At 54.2% G+C, this 24,036-nt stretch carries 24 protein-coding genes and 1 other annotated feature; of the genes, 17 read left to right on the top strand and 7 right to left on the bottom strand.

All coding sequences use genetic code 11. From position 1 onward, the window contains the following. Positions 1-46: 46 nt before the first annotated feature. From oppB to HMPREF3096_RS19765, 5 genes are read left to right on the top strand one after another with little or no spacing between them, the layout of a single operon-like run. Positions 47-967: an oligopeptide ABC transporter permease OppB gene (oppB, locus tag HMPREF3096_RS19785; RefSeq protein ID WP_002910089.1), complete on the top strand. Its 921-nt coding sequence runs from the start codon at positions 47-49 to the stop codon at positions 965-967. Between the two features lie 14 nt (positions 968-981). Beyond that, the gene (oppC, locus tag HMPREF3096_RS19780) at positions 982-1,890 is read left to right on the top strand and encodes an oligopeptide ABC transporter permease OppC (protein WP_004145396.1); all 909 of its coding nucleotides are present in this window, start codon (positions 982-984) and stop codon (positions 1,888-1,890) included. A gap of 11 nt (positions 1,891-1,901) precedes the next feature. Next, complete coding sequence (locus HMPREF3096_RS19775; protein ID WP_004151853.1) at positions 1,902-2,915, top strand: ABC transporter ATP-binding protein; 1,014 nt, start codon at positions 1,902-1,904, stop codon at positions 2,913-2,915. After that, on the top strand, positions 2,912-3,916 hold the full coding sequence (gene oppF, locus HMPREF3096_RS19770) for a murein tripeptide/oligopeptide ABC transporter ATP-binding protein OppF (RefSeq protein WP_008804414.1): 1,005 nt from the start codon (positions 2,912-2,914) through the stop codon (positions 3,914-3,916). Before HMPREF3096_RS19775 ends, oppF begins: the two co-directional genes overlap by 4 nt. Positions 3,917-3,970: 54 nt before the next feature. Beyond that, a complete protein-coding gene (locus HMPREF3096_RS19765; RefSeq protein WP_032730668.1) occupies positions 3,971-4,798 on the top strand; it encodes an ion transporter in 828 nt (275 codons plus the stop codon). Positions 4,799-4,861: 63 nt separating this feature from the next. Here HMPREF3096_RS19765 and HMPREF3096_RS19760 read toward each other — a convergent pair whose 3' ends face one another. Together HMPREF3096_RS19760 and cls are read right to left on the bottom strand one after the other, a co-directional pair. Continuing rightward, complete coding sequence (locus tag HMPREF3096_RS19760) at positions 4,862-5,191, bottom strand: HI1450 family dsDNA-mimic protein (protein ID WP_002910079.1); 330 nt, start codon at positions 5,189-5,191, stop codon at positions 4,862-4,864. Between the two features lie 34 nt (positions 5,192-5,225). Continuing rightward, positions 5,226-6,686 carry a cardiolipin synthase gene (gene cls, locus HMPREF3096_RS19755; RefSeq protein ID WP_008804416.1) on the bottom strand — a complete coding sequence of 487 codons (1,461 nt, stop codon included), beginning with the start codon at positions 6,684-6,686 and terminating at the stop codon, positions 5,226-5,228. Between the two features lie 143 nt (positions 6,687-6,829). On the opposite strand from cls, the gene HMPREF3096_RS30585 reads away from it, so the two are divergent. Next, positions 6,830-7,003 (top strand): YciY family protein, encoded by a 174-nt coding sequence (locus tag HMPREF3096_RS30585; RefSeq protein WP_023290120.1) that lies wholly within the window; start codon positions 6,830-6,832, stop codon positions 7,001-7,003. Positions 7,004-7,471: 468 nt separating this feature from the next. Here the strand turns inward: HMPREF3096_RS30585 and HMPREF3096_RS19745 are convergent, their stop codons facing one another. Beyond that, positions 7,472-8,050 (bottom strand): YceI family protein, encoded by a 579-nt coding sequence (locus HMPREF3096_RS19745; RefSeq protein ID WP_008804418.1) that lies wholly within the window; start codon positions 8,048-8,050, stop codon positions 7,472-7,474. Between the two features lie 782 nt (positions 8,051-8,832). On the opposite strand from HMPREF3096_RS19745, the gene HMPREF3096_RS19740 reads away from it, so the two are divergent. Next, positions 8,833-11,262, top strand: a complete 2,430-nt coding sequence (locus HMPREF3096_RS19740) for a glucose/quinate/shikimate family membrane-bound PQQ-dependent dehydrogenase (RefSeq protein WP_064169314.1) — start codon at positions 8,833-8,835, stop codon at positions 11,260-11,262. Positions 11,263-11,533: 271 nt separating this feature from the next. On the opposite strand, the gene HMPREF3096_RS19735 is transcribed toward HMPREF3096_RS19740, so the two are convergent. Then, complete coding sequence (locus HMPREF3096_RS19735) at positions 11,534-11,830, bottom strand: YciI family protein (protein WP_008804420.1); 297 nt, start codon at positions 11,828-11,830, stop codon at positions 11,534-11,536. 210 nt (positions 11,831-12,040) lie between these two features. Between HMPREF3096_RS19735 and tonB the strand changes: the two genes are divergently transcribed. Continuing rightward, complete coding sequence (gene tonB, locus HMPREF3096_RS19730; protein WP_022065331.1) at positions 12,041-12,787, top strand: TonB system transport protein TonB; 747 nt, start codon at positions 12,041-12,043, stop codon at positions 12,785-12,787. A gap of 42 nt (positions 12,788-12,829) precedes the next feature. Here tonB and HMPREF3096_RS19725 read toward each other — a convergent pair whose 3' ends face one another. The 3 genes from HMPREF3096_RS19725 to pfkB form a co-directional block, all read right to left on the bottom strand. Then, entirely contained in the window at positions 12,830-13,702 is an 873-nt protein-coding gene (locus tag HMPREF3096_RS19725) for a fructosamine kinase family protein (protein WP_012541366.1), read from the bottom strand. Positions 13,703-13,807: 105 nt separating this feature from the next. Next, the gene (ghoS, locus tag HMPREF3096_RS19720; protein WP_008804429.1) at positions 13,808-14,092 is read right to left on the bottom strand and encodes a type V toxin-antitoxin system endoribonuclease antitoxin GhoS; all 285 of its coding nucleotides are present in this window, start codon (positions 14,090-14,092) and stop codon (positions 13,808-13,810) included. 92 nt (positions 14,093-14,184) lie between these two features. Then, complete coding sequence (pfkB, locus tag HMPREF3096_RS19715) at positions 14,185-15,117, bottom strand: 6-phosphofructokinase II (protein WP_008804430.1); 933 nt, start codon at positions 15,115-15,117, stop codon at positions 14,185-14,187. A gap of 354 nt (positions 15,118-15,471) precedes the next feature. On the opposite strand from pfkB, the gene HMPREF3096_RS19710 reads away from it, so the two are divergent. The 9 genes from HMPREF3096_RS19710 (at position 15,472) to pheT (ending at position 24,035) form a co-directional block, all read left to right on the top strand. Then, on the top strand, positions 15,472-16,230 hold the full coding sequence (locus tag HMPREF3096_RS19710) for a DUF481 domain-containing protein (protein ID WP_008804431.1): 759 nt from the start codon (positions 15,472-15,474) through the stop codon (positions 16,228-16,230). Positions 16,231-16,500: 270 nt separating this feature from the next. Further along, complete coding sequence (locus tag HMPREF3096_RS19705; protein WP_012541368.1) at positions 16,501-16,734, top strand: YdgH/BhsA/McbA family protein; 234 nt, start codon at positions 16,501-16,503, stop codon at positions 16,732-16,734. 432 nt (positions 16,735-17,166) lie between these two features. Further along, positions 17,167-19,095 (top strand): threonine--tRNA ligase, encoded by a 1,929-nt coding sequence (thrS, locus tag HMPREF3096_RS19700; protein WP_008804433.1) that lies wholly within the window; start codon positions 17,167-17,169, stop codon positions 19,093-19,095. 3 nt (positions 19,096-19,098) lie between these two features. Beyond that, the gene (infC, locus tag HMPREF3096_RS19695; RefSeq protein WP_012967832.1) at positions 19,099-19,641 is read left to right on the top strand and encodes a translation initiation factor IF-3; all 543 of its coding nucleotides are present in this window, start codon (positions 19,099-19,101) and stop codon (positions 19,639-19,641) included. A gap of 96 nt (positions 19,642-19,737) precedes the next feature. Beyond that, a complete protein-coding gene (rpmI, locus tag HMPREF3096_RS19690; protein WP_001124225.1) occupies positions 19,738-19,935 on the top strand; it encodes a 50S ribosomal protein L35 in 198 nt (65 codons plus the stop codon). A gap of 50 nt (positions 19,936-19,985) precedes the next feature. Then, on the top strand, positions 19,986-20,342 hold the full coding sequence (gene rplT, locus HMPREF3096_RS19685; RefSeq protein ID WP_000124850.1) for a 50S ribosomal protein L20: 357 nt from the start codon (positions 19,986-19,988) through the stop codon (positions 20,340-20,342). Between the two features lie 118 nt (positions 20,343-20,460). Next, positions 20,461-20,585 (top strand) — a sequence feature (Phe leader region). Next, positions 20,466-20,510 (top strand): pheST operon leader peptide PheM, encoded by a 45-nt coding sequence (gene pheM, locus HMPREF3096_RS30995; protein WP_001386830.1) that lies wholly within the window; start codon positions 20,466-20,468, stop codon positions 20,508-20,510. It overlaps the preceding feature by 45 nt. A 63-nt stretch (positions 20,586-20,648) precedes the next feature. Continuing rightward, the gene (pheS, locus tag HMPREF3096_RS19680) at positions 20,649-21,632 is read left to right on the top strand and encodes a phenylalanine--tRNA ligase subunit alpha (protein WP_008804435.1); all 984 of its coding nucleotides are present in this window, start codon (positions 20,649-20,651) and stop codon (positions 21,630-21,632) included. Between the two features lie 15 nt (positions 21,633-21,647). Continuing rightward, a complete protein-coding gene (gene pheT / locus HMPREF3096_RS19675; protein WP_012967834.1) occupies positions 21,648-24,035 on the top strand; it encodes a phenylalanine--tRNA ligase subunit beta in 2,388 nt (795 codons plus the stop codon). Position 24,036 lies beyond the last annotated feature (1 nt).

The raw sequence follows: 24,036 nt of genomic DNA, 5'->3' as shown, positions 1-24,036 counted from the left end.
TCTTATTTGAGAGCAGTGCAAAGGCACACGCCAGAAGGTACGGGCAATGTTAAAATTTATCTTACGTCGCTGTCTGGAAGCGATTCCGACGCTATTTATTCTTATTACCATCTCATTCTTCATGATGCGTCTGGCACCGGGAAGTCCTTTTACCGGGGAGCGCACCCTGCCGCCGGAAGTCATGGCGAATATTGAAGCAAAATACCATTTAAACGACCCAATCATGACGCAGTACTTCAATTATCTGAAGCAACTGGCGCATGGCGATTTTGGTCCCTCCTTTAAATACAAAGATTATTCGGTCAACGATCTGGTGGCCGCCAGCTTCCCGGTTTCTGCGAAACTGGGCTTCGCCGCCTTTTTACTCGCGGTGGTGATCGGCGTAGCCGCCGGGGTGATAGCCGCTCTGAAGCAAAACACCCGATGGGACTACGCGGTGATGGGGGTAGCCATGACCGGCGTGGTTATTCCGAGCTTTGTGGTGGCGCCGCTGCTGGTGATGATTTTTGCCATTACCCTGCACTGGCTGCCGGGCGGCGGCTGGAACGGCGGAGCGCTGAAATTTATGATCCTGCCGATGGTGGCGCTTTCCCTGGCCTATATCGCCAGTATCGCCCGTATCACCCGCGGTTCGATGATAGAAGTGTTGCACTCTAACTTTATCCGCACCGCGCGGGCAAAAGGGCTGCCGATGCGCCGCATTATTTTGCGCCATGCGCTGAAGCCGGCGCTGCTGCCGGTGCTCTCCTATATGGGGCCAGCTTTCGTGGGCATCATCACCGGCTCAATGGTCATTGAAACCATTTACGGCCTGCCGGGGATCGGCCAGCTGTTCGTTAACGGGGCGCTTAACCGCGACTACTCGCTGGTGCTGAGCCTGACGATCCTCGTTGGCGCCCTGACTATCCTGTTCAACGCCATCGTTGACGTGCTGTACGCCGTTATCGATCCGAAGATTCGCTACTGAAGCCGGAGTTCGCCATGATGTTAAGTAAGAAAAATAGCGAGGCGCTGGAAAACTTCAGTGAGAAGCTGGAAGTGGAGGGGCGTAGCCTCTGGCAGGATGCGCGTCGCCGCTTTATGCACAACCGCGCCGCGGTGACCAGCCTGATCATGCTGGTGCTTATTGCGCTGTTTGTCACCTTTGCGCCAATGGTGTCGTCGTTCTCCTACTTCGATACCGACTGGGGCATGATGTCCAATGCCCCGGATATGGCTTCAGGCCACTACTTCGGAACCGACTCCTCCGGGCGCGACCTGCTGGTGCGCGTGGCGATCGGCGGGCGTATTTCGCTAATGGTCGGGGTGGCAGCGGCGCTGGTGGCGGTGATCCTCGGCACGCTGTACGGTTCGCTTTCCGGTTATCTCGGCGGCAAAGTGGATTCGGTGATGATGCGTCTGCTGGAGATCCTCAACTCCTTCCCGTTTATGTTCTTCGTCATCCTGCTGGTGACCTTTTTTGGTCAGAATATCCTGCTGATCTTTGTTGCCATCGGCATGGTTTCCTGGCTGGATATGGCGCGTATCGTGCGCGGACAGACCTTGAGCCTGAAGCGTAAAGAGTTTATCGAAGCCGCGCAGGTCGGTGGGGTCTCCACGGCCAGCATCGTGCTGCGCCATATCGTCCCCAACGTACTGGGGGTGGTGGTAGTGTACGCCTCGCTGCTGGTCCCCAGCATGATCCTCTTCGAATCCTTCCTCAGCTTCCTCGGGCTGGGAACCCAGGAGCCGCTCAGCAGTTGGGGAGCATTGCTCAGCGATGGCGCCAACTCAATGGAAGTCTCGCCCTGGCTGCTGCTGTTCCCGGCGGGTTTCCTGGTGGTGACCCTGTTCTGTTTCAACTTTATCGGCGATGGTCTGCGTGATGCCCTCGACCCGAAAGACCGCTAAGGAGCGCTGCCATGACCATGATTGAAACGGCAAAGGCGCCGCAAGCGCAGAGTCACAGCGGCCTGCTGCTGGACGTGAAAGATCTCCGCGTCACCTTTAAAACGCCGGATGGCGATGTCACTGCCGTCAATGACCTGAACTTCACCCTGCAGGCGGGCGAGACGCTCGGCATTGTGGGCGAATCTGGCTCCGGTAAATCGCAAACCGCCTTCGCTCTGATGGGGCTGCTGGCGGCCAACGGCCGCATCGGAGGATCCGCCACCTTTAACGGTCGGCAGATCCTCAATTTGCCCGAGCGTGAACTGAACAAACTGCGCGCCGAGCAAATCTCGATGATTTTCCAGGATCCGATGACCTCTCTTAACCCGTATATGCGGGTGGGCGAGCAGTTAATGGAAGTCCTGATGTTGCATAAAGGACTGAGCAAAGCCGAAGCGTTTGAAGAGTCGGTGAAGATGCTCGATGCGGTAAAAATGCCGGAAGCGCGCAAGCGCATGAAGATGTTTCCGCACGAGTTTTCCGGCGGGATGCGCCAGCGCGTGATGATTGCCATGGCGCTGCTGTGTCGGCCGCGGCTGCTGATTGCGGATGAACCCACCACCGCGCTGGACGTCACCGTGCAGGCGCAGATCATGACGCTGTTGAATGAGCTTAAACGCGAATTCAATACGGCAATCATCATGATCACCCACGACCTCGGGGTGGTGGCCGGGATCTGCGATAAAGTGCTGGTGATGTACGCCGGGCGCACCATGGAGTACGGTCAGGCGCGCGATGTCTTCTATCAACCGTCACATCCATACTCTATTGGCCTGTTGAATGCAGTTCCTCGTCTGGATGCCGAGGGCGATGCGTTGTTAACCATCCCTGGCAACCCGCCAAACCTGCTGCGATTGCCGAAAGGCTGTCCATTCCAGCCGCGCTGCCCGCACGCCATGGAGCAGTGTAGCAGCGCACCGCCGCTGGAGTCGTTCGCGCCAGGCCGCCTGCGCGCCTGCTTTAAACCGGTGGGGGATCTGCTATGAACGCCGTAACTGAACAACGAAAAGTCCTGCTTGAAATTGCCGACCTGAAGGTGCACTTCGATATCAAAGATGGCAAGCAGTGGTTCTGGCAGCCGTCGAAAACGCTGAAAGCAGTGGATGGCGTGACGTTGCGCCTCTATGAGGGGGAAACCCTCGGTGTGGTAGGGGAGTCAGGCTGCGGCAAATCGACCTTCGCCCGCGCCATTATTGGCCTGGTGAAAGCGACCGATGGAAAAGTGGCCTGGCTTGGGAAAGATCTGCTGGGTATGAAGCAGGAAGAGTGGCGCGATGTGCGCAGCGATATCCAGATGATCTTCCAGGATCCGCTGGCCTCGCTGAATCCGCGCATGACCATCGGGGAGATTATCGCTGAACCGCTGCGCACCTATCATCCGAAGATGTCGCGTCAGGAAGTGCGCGATCGCGTCAAAGCGATGATGATGAAGGTCGGGTTGCTGCCTAACCTGATCAACCGCTATCCGCATGAGTTCTCCGGCGGTCAGTGCCAGCGTATCGGCATCGCGCGGGCGTTGATCCTTGAGCCGAAGCTGATTATCTGCGATGAGCCAGTATCTGCGCTTGACGTGTCGATTCAGGCTCAGGTGGTCAATCTGCTGCAGCAGCTGCAGCGTGAGATGGGGCTGTCGCTGATATTTATCGCCCACGATCTGGCGGTGGTTAAACATATCTCCGACCGCGTCCTGGTGATGTATCTGGGCCATGCGGTGGAGCTGGGCACCTACGACGAGGTGTATCATAATCCGCTGCATCCCTATACCAAAGCGCTGATGTCGGCGGTACCGATCCCCGATCCTGATCTCGAGAAAGCGAAAACTATTCAGTTGCTGGAGGGCGAATTACCCTCGCCAATTAACCCGCCGTCGGGCTGCGTGTTCCGCACCCGCTGCCCGCTCGCCGGGCCAGAGTGTGCGAAAACCCGCCCGGTACTGGAGGGCAGTTTCCGCCATGCGGTTTCCTGCCTTAAGGTAGACCCGTTATAATCTCAGGGGCTGACGCAGGTCAGCCCTTTTTTTTGCGAGGTTAACGAAGTGGGTATGCTTTCTGCCGCGCGTCTGCGGCTTTATCATTTACTTTTCGATCAGAACCGACGTTCCGGCCGCCGCTTCGAAGGGCTGTGCGGACTTTTCGCCTTGCTCAGCGTGCTGGTGATTTTTATCGAGTCGGGGCTGGGCACGCAATATCATCTGACATTAGATGAATGGCATGTTTTCGTCTGGCTGGAGCTGCTGGTGACCGCGGTTTTTACCGTGGAGTACCTGCTGCGTATCGCCACCTGGCCCAATCCGCTCCACTATATTTTTAGCTTTTGGGGACTGATTGACCTGGCGACGATTTTGCCGCTGTATGTGATGTGGCTGTGGCCGGAGATTAGCCTGAATTATGTCTTTGCCTGGCGAGCAATGCGAGCGATCCGCGCGCTGCGTATTCTCAAACTGTTGCGCTTTATGCCTTCGCTCAACGTGTTCTGGCGAGCAATCGTCAGTGCGCGTCACCAGCTGATTCTGTTCTATTCGTTTATCGCCATTGTGATGGTGATTTTCGGTTCGCTAATGTATTTGATCGAGGGGCCGGAGTACGGCTTTACGACGCTCAACGCCTCGGTCTATTGGGCCATCGTGACCATCACCACCGTCGGCTATGGCGATATCACCCCGCATACCCCACTGGGCCGCATTCTGGCGTCGATCCTCATCCTGATCGGCTACTCCATTATTGCGATACCGACCGGGCTTATCACTACCCATATGACCAGCGCCCTGAACCGTCGGCGTCAGCGTCGCCTGTGTCCGCAGTGCCAGCAGGGCGACCATGACGATAACGCCCGTTTTTGTCACGCCTGCGGCCATGCGTTGCCGAAATAAGCTGCCAGCATAAAAAAAGCCTGCCGGGTGAACCGCGGCAGGCTTTTCACTGGATAGTGAGCGTTATTCACGCCACAAAATATGACACAGCTTATGATCTTTTTCGCGGCACAGCAGAACACGGGCGAAAATGTCATTAATTTCCCCGCCATCGGTATCCGCCAGGCCAATCACCACTTCGGCGAAGAAATCCGGATTCAGATCGTAATCCACATGCTCTTCCCAGTCTGCGGACGGGTCGAACAGTTCGGCGCCCCCGCGCTCTTCAAACTGCAGGTTAAACAGAATGATGTCCGCCGGGTCGAGGTTGTCGGCCGCCAGCTCGAGGAAGATATCGTAAGCCTGCTCAAGCGTTTCGTCTTCGGTCAGGCGGTTGTTTAAATCCATATCCATGATTGCTACTCATTCGGTATCTGATGGGCACGTTTTACAGCAACGGGCTGAAGAAGTAAAACAGTCGCTCGACGATCCGCTGCCAGAGCGGTCGTTTTAGCCAACGACGGGCGTCAAGCAGGCGCGAACGCGAGATATAGTCATCCTGGACCGCCGCCAGATCGCTGCCAAAACCGGCGTCATCAATGACCAGCGTAATCTCAAAATTGAGCCACAGGCTGCGCATATCCAGATTCACCGTCCCCACCAGGCTCAGTTCGCCATCCACCAGCACGCTCTTGGTATGCAACAATCCGCCTTCAAACTGATAAATTTTGACCCCGGCCGCCAGCAGCTCGGTGAAAAAGGCCCGGCTGGCCCAGCCCACCAGCAGTGAATCGTTCTTGCGCGGTAAAATAATACTCACGTCGACACCGCGCTGGGCGGCGGTACAGATTGCGTGCAGCAGGTCGTCGCTGGGCACGAAGTAAGGTGTCGTCATGATCAGATGCTCTTTCGCCGCGTAGGCGGCGGTGAGGAGCGCCTGATGGATCAGATCTTCCGGAAAGCCCGGGCCGGAGGCGATCGTGTGGATGGTATGCCCGCTGGCCTCTTCGAACGGCATGATATTGACGTCCGGTGGTGGCGGCAGAATGCGCTTTCCGGTTTCGATTTCCCAGTCGCAGGAGTAGACGATGCCCATCGAGGTCGCCACCGGGCCTTCCATCCGCGCCATCAGGTCAATCCACTGGCCGACCCCCGAGTCCTGCTTAAAGTAGCGCGGATCGACCATATTCATGCTGCCGGTATAGGCAATATAGTTATCGATCATCACCATCTTGCGATGTTGACGCAAATCCATCCGGCGCAGGAACACACGCATCAGGTTAACTTTGAGGGCCTCGACGACTTCAATACCGGCGTTACGCATCATCGCCGCCCATGGGCTGCGGAAAAAGGCCACGCTGCCCGCAGAATCGAGCATTAGCCGACAGTGAACCCCACGACGCGCGGCGGCCATCAGCGATTCGGCGACGCTGTCGGCCATACCGCCTGGCTGCCAGATATAAAAGACCATCTCGATATTGTGGCGGGCCAGTTGAATATCGCGGATCAGAGCCTGCATCACGTCATCAGATTCCGTCAGCAGCTGCAGCTGGTTGCCTTTTACGCCACCAATGCCCTGACGCCGTTCACACAGCTTGAACAGGGATTCTGCCACCGGGCTGTTATCTTCCGCGAAGATATGTTTGCAGGCTTTGAGGTCGTTTAACCACTTGGCCGTCGAGGGCCACATCGCCCTGGCGCGTTCCGCCCGGCGTTTGCCGAGATGCAGTTCGCCAAAGGAGAGATAGGCGATAATCCCCACCAGCGGCAGGATATAAATGATCAGCAACCATGCCATGGCGGACGGGACAGCGCGGCGTTTCATTAGAATTCGTAATGTTACACCGGCGATCAACAGCCAGTACCCCAGAATGACCAGCCAGTTCACCACCGTGTAAAAGGTTGTCATAGATGTAAAATCCTTTTGAATGACGTTATGTGATGAGTTTACGCATCAGTATTTTTCTGGCAAATAAAAACGCAGCGAAAGCGGTAGTCAGTTGCTGGCAGAGGTTTATAATGGAGGCTGTTTTCACTCGTAGAGTCGTTGCAATGAAGCGTAGTAGAACGGAAGTAGGGCGCTGGCGCATGCTGAGACAGGTGAATCGCCGTAAAGCGCGCTGGCTGGAAGCCCAATCGCGCCGCAATATGCGGATCCTTGCTATCAGGAAGGGACTGGTGAAACGGCAGCGTCATGCTCTGCTGTTTATTTTTCCCGACTGTTAAGCGAGCAGGCTAACGGCACCGTACGCGGTGCCGTTGTCGTTTTCTCAGCCCTGCGCTGAATTATCGTTATCATTGCCATCTTGACATCATTATTTTGCTCGACTGCGGTGCAACGACAGTTTGCGCCTGGCTTGCTTTCACGTCTCATTAAAATAGGCATGTCACGTTATTCCGGGCGGTTTGTTTCAGGCAGAACCTATTCCTGCCGCCACAGGAATTAATTGCCATGCAGTATTTATTGTTACCCAGACAGGTGCGGCGCTGTCGAATGCATGCCCACACTGGCCAGCAGATGCAGCCTGAAGTAAGTTGAGAAGAATGATGAAACAGGCGCAGTCAGATCATGGCGCATGAGGCTAAGCGTGCCGCTCCTGGTCTTAAATAATCTGCGCCTGTTTGTTTGCCTTTCAGAACGGTTATCTGGATAACGCGCCTGAATAAAATGCACGCTATTACGCGTGCATTACTTTATTTTGCATAGGCTTCAGTGGATAAAGTGATGGTCACGTTATCACTTACCGCGGGCACATACTTATCAAGCTTGAAGTCTGAACGTTTGATTACCCCTGTTGCATCAAATCCAATCGCCTCTTTTTTCACCATTGGATGCATGTCCTGCTTATTGAGGGTTGCATGCAGAACTACCGGTTTGGTGATGCCTTTAATGGTCAGGTTACCTTCGACATCATATTTATTGTCGCCCTTGCTTTCCACTTTGGTACTCCGGAAAGTAGCCTCGGGAAACGTTTTGACATCAAAGTATTCTTTGCCTAAAAATTCATCGGTTAACGCTTTGACATGCGTGTCAATGGTTTTTACCGGCAGAGTAACGCTAACAGAAGATTTTTCAGGATTTTCTTTGTCAAAAGATAATTTCCCTGAAACATCAGAGATATAGGCGGTAGGGTTAGAGAAACCGAAATGGTTCCAGGCAATAACCACCGACGTGTGCTGCGGATCCAGGTTATATTCCGTCGCCGCAGCTTGTGATACAGGGATATATAAGGCAAGCAGAGAAAGAAATGCTGTTTTTTTCAGAACGTTCACAAAAAATTCCTCAAAATGGGCAAGTACACAAAGGGTAGCTTAAAAAGAGGGAAGTCTTATTGAAAACATTTGTTATTCCCTTTCAAAATTTTTAATCAAGCACGAATAACCCTACAGTAACGCAGCGTGAACTTTACGCAAGGCAATTAATAGAAGTTAAAAAATGATCATCGGCAATTTTAACCTGACGGTGAGATTTTTATTGGGCCATGTCAGTATATTGTGTGTGGTTATATCATTGCGGGGTTATTTTCCGGGGGAGAGAAATCACCGCGAGCCTGAATGCAGGAAGGTTGTTTAAGACCGGTTCAGTACCTTGCGAAAACCGGACATTAATCCCCGTTTATTCCATGGCTTAATATCGGCAGGGAGAAATTACCCGCATCAACATGCTTATCCAGTCAATGTAAAAAAAAGAGCAATAACCATAAATTAGGCATTTATCCAATCTAATGTCGATGTGAAATGAATAAATGCCGATATATTATTCTGTGTTATTTATTTGTTGTAGTCATTTCTTTTTAATCCTTCCTGGCGTTTTTTTAGCTTTATCACAATAGTGTTGCGCAAACAACAATCAATAAATAAATAAAATACAAGATCTTACATAACGGACTTACACAATTTATTAACAATTAAATATAATTCCCGACATCGATGTTTTATCGCCATTTTCTATCCCGGCATTATGCTTCATTTATGCCGTTTGGCTTACTGCGGGGAAAACATCGATAGTTAAATAAGAAATAGTTTTATTTCATGGTGTTATCAGGAGAGTTATTATGTCAAATACGAATCCCCGCTCATCCGGCTGGTTAGGCCTGTGGTGCCTGCTGGTCGGTGTGATACTGCTTGCGACAGGCCTGTTCTTTGTCATCGGCGGTTATAAACTGGTTTCCCTGGGGGGAAGCTGGTATTTCCTTATTGCCGGGGTTATTACCCTGCTCGCCGCGATTCAGTTTTTCCGCCGCAGGTCGTCCGCGGTGTGGCTGTTTGCTCTGGTATTCGTGGGTACCCTGATTTGGGCACTGTTTGATGCCGGCTTCGACTTCTGGCCGCTCGTTTCCCGTTTGATGGTACCCGCCGGGTTGATGCTGCTGGCGGCGGCCACCTGGCCTGCGCTACGTAAGCATGAAGGAAAGCCTTACAGCACCAAAGGGGCATGGGGGGTCTGCGTTGTTCTGGTTATCGCCATGGGCGTCACCTTTGTTCAGATGTTTCAGCCCCATCCCACAGTGGCGTTCAGCGGCGAGAAATTACCGCTGGTGCCGGTAAAAGAAGACGCTAAACAGCAAAACTGGGACCACTACGGCAATACTGCCGGCGGTAGCCGCTTTGTGGCGTTGGACCAGATCACGCGTGACAATGTAAAAAACCTGAAACCCGTCTGGACCTTCCATACTGGCGACACCCCGTTAAGCCCGGATGGCAATGGCGCAGAAGATCAGCAAACACCGCTGCAGGTAGGCGATCGTGTTTTCCTCTGTACCCCGCATAACAATGTGATCGCCGTCGATGCCGATAGTGGAAAAGAGATCTGGAGAGCGGAAATTAATGCGAAATCCGCCATCTGGATGCGCTGCCGAGGCCTGGCGTATTTTGATGCGACGAAGCCACTGACGCAGCCCACTGTGGCAGGCTCCACACCGGTTCTGCCGGCACAGGTCGCGCCAGGTGCAGCATGCCAGCGTCGCATCCTGATGAATACGATTGATGACAGATTGATCGCCTTAGACGCAGATAACGGCCAATTCTGCCCGGACTTCGGGACGAACGGCAGCGTGAATCTGCGAGAAGGGATGGGCGCAGCGGCAGATCCAAGCTATGTGTTGACTTCAGCCCCGACGCTGGCTGGCACCACGGTGGTGGTTGGAGGCCGCGTGGCGGATAACGTCAGTACTGACATGCCTGGCGGCGTGGTGCGCGGTTATGACGTGATTACCGGCCAGCAGCGCTGGGCATTTGATCCGCGTAATCCGGATCCCAATCATGTTCTGCAACCGGGGGAACATTATAAACGCAGTTCCGCTAACTCCTGGGCGCCCATGTCCTGGGATGCGTCGATGAATACCCTCTTTATTCCGATGGGGAGCTCCTCTGTTGACCTGTGGGGCGCAGACCGTATTCAGGGCGATCACAAATACGCCACTTCAATCCTGGCGCTGGATGCGACCACCGGGAAAGAGAAGTGGGTATACAAGACCGTGCGTAACGATCTGTGGGACTTCGATGTCCCGATGCAGCCAAGCCTGGTCGATTTCCCGACCAAAGAGGGCAACAAACCCGCCGTGGTGGTGGGGACCAAAGCGGGTCAAATCTATGTACTTGATCGCCTGACGGGTCAACCGCTTACCGAAGTGAAAGAGGTCCCGGTGAAACCGGCTGATATCCCCAATGAACAGTATCCGGCGACGCAGCCGCGCTCTGTTGGGATGCCGCAGATTGGGGCGGAAACCCTGAAAGAATCTGATATGTGGGGGACAACGCCGTTTGATCAGCTGGTCTGTCGTATCAGCTTCAAATCGATGCGTTATGACGGGCTGTACACCATGCCGGGGACCGATGTTTCCCTCAGCTTCCCGGGCTCTTTGGGAGGAATGAACTGGGGCAGCCTGTCTACCGATCCGAACAACCACTATATCTTCGTCAATGATATGCGTCTGGGTCTGTGGGTGCAGCTGATTAAGCAGGACCCACAAAGCGCGGTGGCTAACACCGGTGGTGAAGCGGTGAACGCCGGGATGGGGGCGGTCCCGATGAAAGGAACACCGTACTCGGTCAACAAAAACCGTTTCATGTCGCCGCTGGGGATCCCATGTCAGAAACCGCCGTTTGGTACGCTGTCCGCGATTGACCTGAAAACACAGAAAATCGTCTGGCAGGTGCCGGTCGGTACCGTCCAGGATACCGGTCCGTTTGGCATAAAAATGCGTGCTCAGATGCCGATCGGTATGCCGACGCTGGGTGGAACCCTGGCAACTCAGGGCGGCCTGGTGTTCATTGCCGGAACCCAGGACTATTACCTGCGCGCCTTCGATTCATCTACGGGTGAAGAAGTCTGGAAAGCCCGTCTTCCGGTAGGAAGCCAGGGGGGACCCATCAGCTATGTTTCGCCGAAGACCGGCAAACAATACATTTTGATTTCCGCCGGTGGAGCCCGCCAGTCGCCGGATCGCGGTGACTACGTGATTGCCTATGCGCTCGATAAGTAACAGATAATTGGATCAGCGATAACGATCAGAGGCCCCCGCCGGACAGCGGGGGCTTTTGATATTAATGCAGGGATGGTGAGGCGTTAGGCGACGATGTTGAGGCAGGAGAGGGGATCTGACCCTGTACAGGACATGTCAGTGAGAGAACAGCCAAACTTTTCGCGTGATGGAAAAGGGCGACATTTTAATGTTGTGTACCAAAATGCGCCCTTTAATCTGATGGCCTGGTGTCTTTTTTATGGCTAACCAGAAAAATAGCAGGGAATATTTATCAAAACACTTTCTTATAAGGCTTAACAGAGACCTGGCGGTAGACGCCAGCCGCAATATACGGATCATCATTGGCCCAGGACTGCGCCGCTTCCAGCGACTCAAACTCGGCAATCACCGTTGAGCCGCTGAACCCTGCTGCGCCCGGTTCGTTGCTGTCAACGGCCGGCATTGGCCCGGCGGTAAGCAGCCGGCCTTCATCGTGTAAGAGTTGCAGACGCGCGAGATGCGCAGGGCGAACCGAGAGCCGCTTTTCCAGAGAATCGGCGATATCTTCAGCGTAGATAACGTAAAGCACGGCAAAGCTCCTTATCAATAATCAGGCGAATTACGTTAAGTTAAACCGCCTTGGACTGCAATGCAAAGATGCATACCGGTGTCGAATGCGCTGCCGACGCGGCTTTTTTCTGCAAATGGTGGCAAAAATTGACTCAGGTTAAGACGCCTTATTGAATATGATTGCTATTTGCATTTAAAATCGGAGCATCATTTTTCAACAGAAACGACTATGAGCGCAATGACCCTTGATTTACCTCGCCGCTTCCCGTGGCCAACGCTGCTGTCCGTGGCTATCCACGGTGCCGTTGTGGCGGGGCTGCTTTATACCTCGGTACATCAGGTTATTGAACAGCCTTCTCCGACGCAGCCGATTGAGATTACGATGGTCGCGCCGGCCGATCTTGAACCGCCCCCGGCGGCACAGCCAGTCGTGGAGCCCGTTGTCGAACCTGATCCTGAGCCGGAACCCGAGGTGGTGCCTGAACCGCCGAAAGAGGCGCCGGTGGTGATCCATAAACCGGAACCGAAGCCGAAGCCTAAACCCAAACCGAAACCCAAGCCGGAGAAAAAGGTTGAGCAGCCGAAGCGGGACGTGAAGCCGGCAGCAGAGCCGCGTCCGGCCTCGCCGTTTGAAAACAACAACACGACGCCAGCGCGCACCGCGCCAAGCACCTCGACCGCGGCCGCCAAACCCACCGTTACTGCCCCGAGCGGCCCGCGGGCGATCAGCCGTGTCCAGCCGACCTATCCGGCCCGCGCCCAGGCGCTGCGCATCGAAGGGACGGTACGGGTGAAGTTTGACGTGACGCCAGATGGCCGAATCGACAACCTACAGATCCTCTCTGCCCAGCCGGCCAATATGTTTGAGCGCGAAGTGAAAAGCGCGATGCGCAGATGGCGTTACGAGCAGGCAAGACCGGGAACCGGCGTGACGATGACTATCAAATTCCGTCTGAGTGGGGTCGAGATCAACTGATAATGCGTTGCGGCGGACCCCCTGGTCCGCCGTGAGTCTTGTCTAACGCGTTTTTTCCGTCAATACATCGTCCAGCGCCTGCTGGACCGTCACCAGGTGCTGGCCACCAAACAAAATCGCCCGGTTCAGCAGGGTGTACAGCTGATAGATGGGCTGGCGATCGAGAAAACCTGCTGGCAGCGGTGAAACGGACTGGTAGCCGTCATAGATCTGCGGCGGTTGTTCCGGGTGCATCGGCAGCATGGCTAAATCGCACTCGCGATCGCCCCAGTAGCAGGCCGGATCGAAGATATAGGGGCCATCTGGTCCTAAGGCGCAGTTACCGGACCACAGGTCACCATGGAGCAGTGAAGGTTGCGGCTGATGGTTGGCCAGCCGCTGCTGAACCACATCGACTAAGGTATCGATATCGCCAAAGTGCAGCCCTTTCTCCGCCGCCAGCTCCAGTTGCCAGCCGATACGCTGCTCGGCAAAGAACACCGACCAGCGACGCTGCCAGGCGTTGGGCTGCGGCGTGGTGGAAAGATCGTTGTCGAAATCCAGACCAAACTGCGGCTGATCGCTCCACTGGTGCAGATGCGCTAACTGCTGGCCGAGCAGGAAGGCATTATGCGCATCCAGCGGACGGGGAGGGAGGTATTCCATGACCACAAAACTGTAGTCACGGTCGCTGCCGACCGCATAGACCTGCGGCACGCGAACGGTTTTGCTTCGCGACAGCAGTTCCAGCTGATCGGCCTCGGCGGTGAAGATGGGCAGAAGCTCACGTTCGTCGCATTTCACGAAGTAATCTTTCCCGCCGAAGCGTAAATGCCAGGCCGAATGGATTTCCCCACCGGGCAGCTCGGTTTTCAGTTCGATTTCAGCGTTTTCGGAATGCCAATCGCGTAAAAGTGTACTGATTGCTTGCCACATGCTGTCTCTCCCCATGTTTTCCACCATATCATAAGGTTAGCGCACTGCTACCGGGTAAACCTGGAACTGACGCACAACTGACGCTTTCCGTTGCGTTAAACGCACTTATTGAGCTTTTAACCACTCGGCGAATGTGCTGACCGTAATCTCTGCCGGGCGGCCCAGAGCCGATTCCGCCAGCCCTGCGCTGAGGGCCTTAACTTCATCAGCATCCTGGGCGCTGAGCAGGCCAAAAGTGTTGGTCCCCAGCTCATGGGGATTGCCGTCTTCATCATTGAGCGTCAGTACGAACCCGGCGCGGGTAAAGTGGTTGCTGACCTCGTTGATCTCCGTCAGCGCCTGTTCGTGAAAGGTGACGCTGACGACCCAGGCGGTTATCTCATTGCTCATCTCTACACCCCATTGTTATCCATAGCCTTTCCAGCATAGACCATCCAGCCAATATCGTGGCTCCCTCCGCCAGCGCGGAGGGGCAGGGAAGATCAGCGACCGCAGAGATAATCGTAGATTTTTTGCGTATTGGCCTGCGAGCAGAGACGGGTGCCCTGATTGATTGTCGCGGCGCTACCGGCAGCGACGCCAAAGCGAACCATATCTTCCAGCCCGGCGTTTTCCGCCAGACGCAGGGTCATGGCGCCCACCATGCTGTCGCCGGCGCCGACGGTGCTCTGGCTTTTCATCGGAGGCGGCACCACCTGAACGCTGCCGCTGGCGTCAACGCCTAACGCCCCCTGCGGCCCGAGCGAAACCACCACCCGGCGTACTTTACCGGACTGGATCAACGACTGGGCGGCAAGGCGTACGTCATCGGGTTGGCTCAGATCGCGCTGTACGAGGGCGCTGAGCTCTTTCTGGTTCGGCTTCACCAGCTCAATATTGCCGACGTCCAGCGCCGCAGCCAGCGCGTCGCCGGAACTGTCGATAATGCAGCGCAGTCCCTGCTGTTGCGCATTTTTCACCAGTTGCATCAGGTTTTCGACGCTGATACCTGGCGGCAGGCTGCCGCTTACCACCAGCAGTGAGCCGGGTTCGATAGTCAGGACTTTCTCTTCCAGCCGACGGAACTCATCATCCGTCAACGCTGCGCCGGGCATGACAAAACGATATTGTTCGCCGCTGGCGGCCACGTGAACGTGCAGGTTTTGCCGCGTCCAGTCGCGGGTTTCGACGGTCTCGACCGGCACCTGCTCATCGGCCAGCAGGGCTGCTAAGTGCTCGCCGGTGGCGCCGCCAACCGGGAAAATGGCGGTGGCTTTGCCGCCAAGAAAGGTCACGGCACGGGCAACGTTGATCCCGCCGCCGCCGGGCTCAAATACTGGCGCGCTGCAGCGGAGTTTACCTTCGGGATAAATCTGTGGGGTCTGCGTGGCGCTATCCAGCGAGGGGGCCAGCGTTAACGTATAAATTTTGGTCATTCCTTCTCCTCCTTAATACGGCGACTGTGCTTTATTTAAGCATGGCACGATGGCTCCGGGAGGGAAAGTGATGTTCCTGAGAGATTTGCAAAGAAGCCTGTATTTTCATTATGAAATAAAGATTGTTTCCGGAGCTGTCTTATTCAAAAAACGAAAGAGTAAGTGATTGCTATGTTATTCGTGCTTTTTTATAATTTGCTACCTTTCTTAGGACCTGCACACCGCGATCCTCGCGAAAGTTTCCGGGACCCTCAGGTCTCTTTTATGTTGTACGGACGCTAAATTCAATGAGCGGGCAGGTTGTGTCTGTTCATCATTTGTACTGTCCTAAAAAATGTATTTTAGAGAGTTATAATGAAGCTTTTAAAGACAGTACCCGCAGCGGTTATGCTGGCGGGGGGGCTTTTTGCGTCTGTTGGCGCAATGGCCGATGATTCTGTATTTACCGTCATGGATGACCCTTCCGCTGCTAAAAAACCTTTCGAAGGTGTGGTTAACGCAGGCTACCTGGCGCAGTCCGGCAACACCAAAAACTCCTCGATGACGGCAGATTCCACCTTGACCTGGTATGGTAATACCACCGCCTGGTCGCTGTGGGGGAATGCCAGCAACACCTCTTCCAACGATGAGCGATCCTCAGAAAAATATGCAGTCGGTGGGCGTAGCCGCTACAACCTGACCGATATGAACTATATTTTTGGTCAGGGCAGCTGGCTGACCGACCGCTATAATGGCTATCAGCAGCGTGATGTCCTGACGGCGGGTTATGGTCGTCAGATCCTCAACGGTCCGGTGCACAGCCTGCGGTTTGAATTCGGTCCTGGCGTTCGCTATGACGAGTTTACCGATGGAGAAACCGATACTCAGCCGCTGGGTTACGCCTCCGGCACCTGGGCCTGGCAGATGACCGATAACGCCAAATTTACGCAAGGGGTCTCGGTGTTTGGCGCTGAGGACACCACCGTCAACTCTGAGAGCGCGTTAAACGTGGCGATTAACGCCCATTTCGCGCTGAAGGTCGCCTACAACGTGACCTGGAACTCGGCACCGCCTTCCTCTGCGCCGGAGCATACCGATCGCCGGACGTCGCTGTCCCTTGGGTATAAAATGTAATATTTTCAGGCCGGGTTTCCCCGGCCTGTTCGTTTTAAATTTAGCAATGAGTGCCATTATTTTTTCTGGCCTTTCGTTTTAGTTTTTATAAAAAGAAATAGCCCTCCATCTTTTCTCCATTATTCCCGGTTTGTTGACAAATATTCATTCTATTTGACACGAAAAGCTAAATATTCGACGGACAAATATGTGATCTGGATCTATAATGATATGCACTGTCCGGGCGGAGAAATCGCGCGGTCTGTCTTCCGTAATAAGAGAATGAATATCATGAAAAACACTTCATTTACCATCGCAGCCCTGGCGCTGTGCGTGCTTTCTTTTGGCGCATCCGCTGCCACGCCCGTTCCGCCATCAGGCAACCAGGACCATACTCAGGTTGGCATCGCCAAAGCGACTGACGTTGAGGCTGGCTCGAATATCGCCCCCGGTTCCCGAACTACCGGACAATCCATGAGCGATGCCTTTAATGTGCATACGCTGGTGGCCGGCGAGTGGTCATAATATACCAGACCTTTATTTCGTCATACGTCAATTAAGCCGGGTGGAGCGGTACCGGTTTAACGCGCTGTGTTAAAGATTAAGTATGCAATATCATTGCGTCTCTACTATCACGTCCGAATAATATTATCCGGCTTTGCCGGGGATTATTCTCGCCTGCAGTAGCAGGATATTCGTCTTTTTATCTCAATCTCTCTTGTTTTCTCCACATTCCGCCATCATTTATACGCTTGCGGCTTTAATCACGTACCAATGATGTGTAAACTACTCCCCGGTGTTATCAGCAGGCGGTGGCAGGCGGGAACGGTCTATCCGGTCGTCCTCCTATTTTCGCAGAGTGAAGCGGGAACTGCGCCTTAACCTGATGATAATTATGATTATATAGTTTTGTATGTGCTCTTTCGTGCGGGGCACCACTGCAAATAAGGACATAAAATGCCTGTAATTACGCTTCCTGATGGCAGTCAACGCCATTTTGACCACGCTGTTAGCCCCATGGATGTTGCGCTGGATATCGGTCCAGGCCTGGCGAAAGCCACCATTGCCGGGCGGGTAAACGGTGAACTGGTAGACGCCTGCGACCCGATCGAAACCGATTCCACTCTCTCTATTATCACTGCGAAAGATGAAGAAGGGCTGGAGATCATTCGTCACTCCTGTGCGCACCTGTTAGGCCATGCCATTAAACAGCTGTGGCCCAACACCAAAATGGCTATCGGTCCGGTTGTTGATAATGGCTTCTACTATGACGTAGACCTCGACCACACCCTGACTCAGGAAGATATCGACGCGCTCGAAAAACGTATGCATGAGCTCGCCGAGAAAAACTACGATGTCATCAAGAAGAAAGTCAGCTGGCACGAAGCGCGTGAAACCTTCGTGAAGCGCGGCGAAACCTATAAAGTTTCTATTCTTGACGAAAACATTGCTCATGATGATAAGCCGGGTTTGTATCATCATGAAGAATATATCGATATGTGCCGCGGCCCGCACGTACCGAATATGCGCTTCTGTCATCACTTCAAGCTGATGAAAACCGCCGGTGCCTACTGGCGCGGCGACAGCAACAATAAAATGTTGCAGCGTATCTACGGCACCGCGTGGGCGGATAAAAAAGCGCTGAATGCTTATCTGCAGCGTCTTGAAGAAGCCGCCAAGCGTGACCACCGTAAAATTGGCAAGCAGCTTGACCTGTATCATATGCAGGAAGAGGCGCCGGGTATGGTGTTCTGGCACAACGACGGCTGGACTATCTTCCGTGAACTGGAAACCTTTGTTCGTTCTAAACTGAAAGAGTACCAGTATCAGGAAGTCAAAGGTCCGTTCATGATGGACCGTGTGCTGTGGGAGAAAACCGGCCACTGGGACAACTACAAAGATGCGATGTTCACCACCTCTTCCGAGAACCGTGAATACTGCATTAAGCCGATGAACTGCCCGGGCCACGTGCAGATCTTCAACCAGGGATTGAAATCCTACCGCGATCTGCCGCTGCGTATGGCGGAATTCGGCAGCTGTCACCGTAACGAACCGTCTGGCGCGCTGCACGGCCTGATGCGCGTTCGCGGCTTTACCCAGGATGATGCGCATATCTTCTGTACTGAAGATCAGGTTCGCGATGAAGTGAACGCCTGTATTCGTATGGTCTACGATATGTACAGCACCTTTGGCTTCGAGAAGATCGTCGTCAAACTGTCAACTCGCCCGGAAAAACGTATCGGTAGCGATGAGACCTGGGATCGCGCGGAAGCGGATCTGGCGGTGGCGCTGGAAGAAAATAACATCCCATTTGAGTATCAACTGGGCGAAGGGGCGTTCTACGGCCCGAAAATTGAATTTACCCTGTATGACTGCCTCGATCGCGCATGGCAGTGCGGAACGGTACAGCTGGACTTCTCTCTGCCGCAGCGTTTAAGCGCCTCTTATGTGGGCGAAAATAACGAGCGTCAGGTACCGGTCATGATTCACCGTGCGATTCTCGGTTCCCTGGAGCGCTTCATTGGCATCCTGACCGAAGAGTTCGCTGGCTTCTTCCCAACCTGGATTGCACCAGTGCAGGTAGTGGTCATGAATATTACCGATTCTCAGGCTGAATACGTTAACGAATTGACGCGTAAACTACAAAATGCGGGCATTCGTGTAAAAGCAGACTTGAGAAATGAGAAGATTGGCTTTAAAATCCGCGAGCACACTTTACGTCGTGTCCCGTATATGTTGGTCTGTGGCGACAAAGAAGTCGAAGCCGGCAAAGTGGCCGTGCGCACCCGTCGCGGGAAAGACCTCGGCAGCATGGACGTAAGTGAAGTGATTGAGAAGCTGCAACAAGAGATTCGCAGCCGCAGTCTTCAACAACTGGAGGAATAAGGTATTAAAGGCGGAAAACGAGTTCAAACGGCACGTCCGAATCGTATCAATGGCGAGATTCGCGCCCTGGAAGTTCGCTTGACAGGTCTGGAAGGCGAAGCTTTGGGTATTGTGAGTCTGAGAGAAGCTCTCGAAAAGGCTGAAGAGGCCGGAGTAGATTTAGTTGAAATCAGCCCTAACGCCGAACCGCCAGTTTGTCGTATCATGGACTACGGCAAGTTCCTTTATGAAAAGAGTAAGTCTTCTAAGGAACAGAAGAAAAAGCAAAAAGTTATCCAGGTTAAGGAAATTAAATTCCGTCCTGGGACCGATGATGGTGATTACCAGGTAAAACTCCGCAGCCTGGTTCGCTTTCTCGAAGATGGCGATAAGGCTAAGATCACACTGCGTTTCCGCGGTCGTGAGATGGCCCACCAGCAGATCGGTATGGAAGTGCTTACGCGCGTCCGTGACGATCTGAGTGAACTGGCAGTAGTCGAATCCTTCCCTACGAAGATCGAAGGCCGCCAGATGATCATGGTGCTCGCTCCTAAGAAGAAACAGTAAGGCCTTCAAGTAGCGATGTCAGTGGAGCCTTAGGGCTTCACTGATGTTGTTCGCCTATGTTTCGTTTATTAACAATGCGAAGTGGAAGTTATTAAGATGCCAAAAATTAAGACCGTACGCGGTGCTGCTAAGCGCTTCAAAAAAACCGGTAAAGGTGGTTTTAAGCACAAGCACGCTAACCTGCGTCACATTCTGACTAAAAAAGCTACCAAGCGTAAACGTCACCTGCGTCCGAAAGCCATGGTTTCCAAAGGCGATCTGGGCCTGGTTATCGCGTGCCTGCCGTACGCATAAGTCGTTAACGTTTAACTTTTTTAACTTAGAATAGATACAGGAGAGCACACATGGCTCGCGTAAAACGTGGTGTAATTGCACGTGCACGTCACAAGAAAATTTTGAAACAAGCTAAAGGCTACTACGGTGCGCGTTCTCGCGTATACCGCGTTGCCTTCCAGGCTGTTATCAAAGCTGGTCAGTACGCTTACCGTGACCGTCGTCAACGTAAACGTCAGTTCCGTCAACTGTGGATTGCACGTATCAACGCAGCAGCACGTCAGAACGGTATTTCTTACAGCAAATTCATCAATGGCCTGAAAAAAGCCTCTGTTGAAATCGACCGTAAGATCCTGGCTGACATCGCCGTATTCGACAAAGTAGCGTTCACCGCTCTGGTCGAAAAAGCGAAAGCAGCTCTGGCATAAGCCAGTTGAAAGAGGGAGCTTGTCTCCCTCTTTTCGTTTCAACACCATCAATACATTGACTTTTATCGGCGCAGGCTTTTCAATACAGGTCTGACGTTTCTTACCAGACAAGGTAATGCAAGCATGAATGCTGCTATTTTCCGCTTCTTTTTTTACTTTAGCACCTGAACTCAGGAGGCTAGCGCGTGAAAGAAGAAACGGAAAACAGCGCCAGAAAGCCTCCCCTGTGGAGGCTTTTTTCGTATATGGATTCGGGATATTAATTTCACTATAACCGGTGTCTGCACCGACATAATGAGGAAAACCATGTCACATCTCGCAGAGCTGGTTGCCAGTGCCAAGGCAGCCATTAACGAGGCATCAGATGTTGCTGCGCTGGACAACGTCCGCGTGGAATACCTGGGTAAAAAAGGGCATCTGACCCTGCAAATGACCACCCTGCGTGAGTTACCGCCGGAAGAGCGTCCGGCAGCCGGCGCGGTCATCAACGAAGCGAAAGAGCAGGTGCAGCAGGCGCTGAACGCGCGCAAAGCTGATCTGGAAGGCGCAGCGCTGAATGCGCGTCTGGCCGCAGAGACCATTGACGTCTCGCTGCCGGGACGCCGCATTGAAAATGGCGGCCTGCATCCGGTCACTCGTACCATCGACCGTATTGAAAGTTTCTTCGGTGAGCTCGGCTTTACCGTGGCGACTGGCCCGGAAATCGAAGATGATTACCACAACTTCGATGCGCTGAATATTCCGGGTCATCATCCGGCGCGCGCTGACCACGACACTTTCTGGTTCGATGCCACTCGCCTGCTGCGTACTCAGACCTCCGGCGTGCAGATCCGTACCATGGAAAACCAGCAGCCGCCTATCCGTATTATCGCGCCGGGCCGCGTCTATCGTAACGACTACGACCAGACCCATACCCCGATGTTCCACCAGATGGAAGGTCTGATTGTTGATAAAAACATCAGCTTCACCAACCTGAAAGGGACGCTGCACGACTTCCTGAACAACTTCTTTGAAGAAGACCTGCAGGTGCGCTTCCGTCCGTCCTACTTCCCGTTCACCGAGCCGTCCGCAGAAGTTGACGTGATGGGTAAAAACGGCAAATGGCTGGAAGTGCTGGGCTGCGGGATGGTACACCCGAACGTGCTGCGTAACGTCGGTATCGATCCGGAAGTTTACTCCGGCTTCGCCTTCGGTATGGGGATGGAGCGTCTGACCATGCTGCGTTATGGCGTGACCGATCTGCGCGCGTTCTTCGAAAACGATCTGCGTTTCCTCAAACAGTTTAAATAAGGGCAGGACAGAACAATGAAATTCAGTGAACTGTGGTTACGCGAGTGGGTTAACCCGGCGATCGACAGCGAAGCGCTTTCCGATCAGATCACCATGGCGGGCCTCGAAGTCGACGGCGTTGAGCCGGTTGCCGGCAGCTTCAACGGCGTAGTGGTCGGTGAAGTGGTGGAGTGCGGCCAGCATCCAAATGCTGACAAACTGCGCGTCACCAAAGTCAACGTGGGCGGTGAACGCCTGCTGGACATCGTCTGCGGCGCGCCAAACTGCCGTCAGGGGCTGAAAGTCGCCGTGGCGACCATCGGCGCCGTGCTGCCGGGCGATTTTAAAATTAAAGCGGCGAAGCTGCGCGGCGAACCGTCAGAAGGGATGCTGTGCTCTTTCTCCGAGCTGGGTATTTCCGACGACCATAGCGGTATCATCGAACTGCCGGCGGATGCGCCGATCGGCACTGATATTCGTGAATACCTCAAGCTTGACGATAACACTATCGAAATCAGCGTCACGCCAAACCGTGCCGACTGCCTGGGTATCATCGGTGTGGCGCGCGATGTCGCTGTGCTGAACAAAGCGCCGCTGAACGCGCCGGAAATTACGCCGGTTGCCGCGACCATTGACGACGTGCTGCCGATTCAGGTTGACGCGCCGCAGGCGTGCCCGCGCTATCTGGGCCGCGTGGTGAAAGGCATCAACGTCAAAGCGCCGACCCCGCTGTGGATGAAAGAGAAGCTGCGCCGCTGCGGGATCCGCTCCATCGACGCGGTGGTTGACGTGACTAACTATGTCCTGCTTGAGCTGGGCCAGCCGATGCACGCCTTTGACCGCGACCGTATCGAAGGCGGGATCGTGGTGCGCATGGCGAAAGAGGGTGAAACCCTGGTGCTGCTCGATGGCTCTGAAGCGAAGCTCGACAGTGACACCCTGGTTATTGCTGACCATAACAAAGCGCTGGCGATGGGCGGGATCTTCGGCGGGGAACACTCCGGCGTTAACGACGAAACCCAGAACGTGCTGCTGGAATGCGCGTTCTTCAGCCCGCTGTCCATTACCGGCCGCGCGCGCCGTCATGGCCTGCACACCGATGCCTCTCATCGCTATGAGCGCGGCGTCGATCCGGCGCTGCAGTATAAAGCGCTGGAGCGTGCCACGCGTCTGCTGATCGACCTCTGCGGCGGTGAAGCCGGCCCGGTGATCGACGTGACAAACGAAGAGACCTTGCCAAAACGCGCCACCATTACCCTGCGTCGTAGCAAACTGGATCGCCTGATTGGCCACCATATTGATGACGCGCAGGTCACCGACATTCTGCAGCGCCTCGGCTGCGAAGTGACGGTGGGTCAGGACGAATGGCAGGCAGTCGCCCCGAGCTGGCGTTTCGACATGGAGATCGAAGAAGATCTGGTCGAAGAAGTGGCTCGCGTTTATGGCTACAACAACATTCCTGATGCGCCAGTACAGGCGGGTCTGATCATGGGTACCCATCGTGAAGCCGACCTGTCGCTGAAGCGCGTAAAAACGCTGCTGAACGACAAAGGCTATCAGGAAGTGATCACCTACAGCTTTGTTGACCCGAAAATCCAGCAGCTGATCCACGCCGGGGAAGAGGCGCTGATCCTGCCAAGCCCGATCTCCAGCGAAATGTCGGCGATGCGTCTGTCGCTGTGGACCGGCCTGCTGGGTACCGTGGTCTACAACCAGAACCGTCAGCAGAGCCGCGTGCGCATCTTTGAGAGTGGCCTGCGCTTCGTGCCGGATACTCAGGCGCCGCTGGGCATTCGTCAGGATGTGATGCTGGCCGGGGCGATCTGCGGTAACCGCTACGAAGAGCACTGGACGCTGGCGAAAGAGACGGTCGATTTCTATGATCTGAAGGGCGATCTGGAATCCGTACTGGATTTAACCGGTAAATTGGCCGACATCGAGTTCCGTGGCGAAGCGATCGCCGCGCTGCATCCAGGCCAATCCGCAGCGATTTATCTTAAAGGTGAACGCATTGGTTTCATTGGGGTTGTTCATCCGGAACTGGAACGTAAACTGGATCTGAACGGTCGCACTCTGGTGTTCGAACTGGAGTGGAACAAGCTCGCAGACCGCGTGGTGCCTCAGGCGCGCGATATTTCCCGCTTCCCGGCGAACCGTCGTGACATCGCGGTGCTGGTCGCGGAAAACGTGGCTGCTGCCGATGTTTTAGCCGAATGTAAGAAAGTTGGCGTAAATCAGGTAGTTGGCGTAAACTTATTTGACGTGTACCGTGGTAAAGGTGTGGCGGAAGGGTATAAGAGCCTTGCGATTAGCCTGATCCTGCAGGATACCAGCCGTACACTCGAAGAAGAGGAGATTGCCGCTACCGTTGCCAGATGTGTAGAGGCATTAAAAGAGCGATTCCAGGCATCATTGAGGGATTGAA

The organism is Klebsiella sp. HMSC25G12 (assembly GCF_001807705.1).
Taxonomy (GTDB): Bacteria; Pseudomonadota; Gammaproteobacteria; order Enterobacterales; family Enterobacteriaceae; genus Klebsiella; species Klebsiella variicola.
This window is presented reverse-complemented; position numbering and strand designations above follow the sequence as displayed.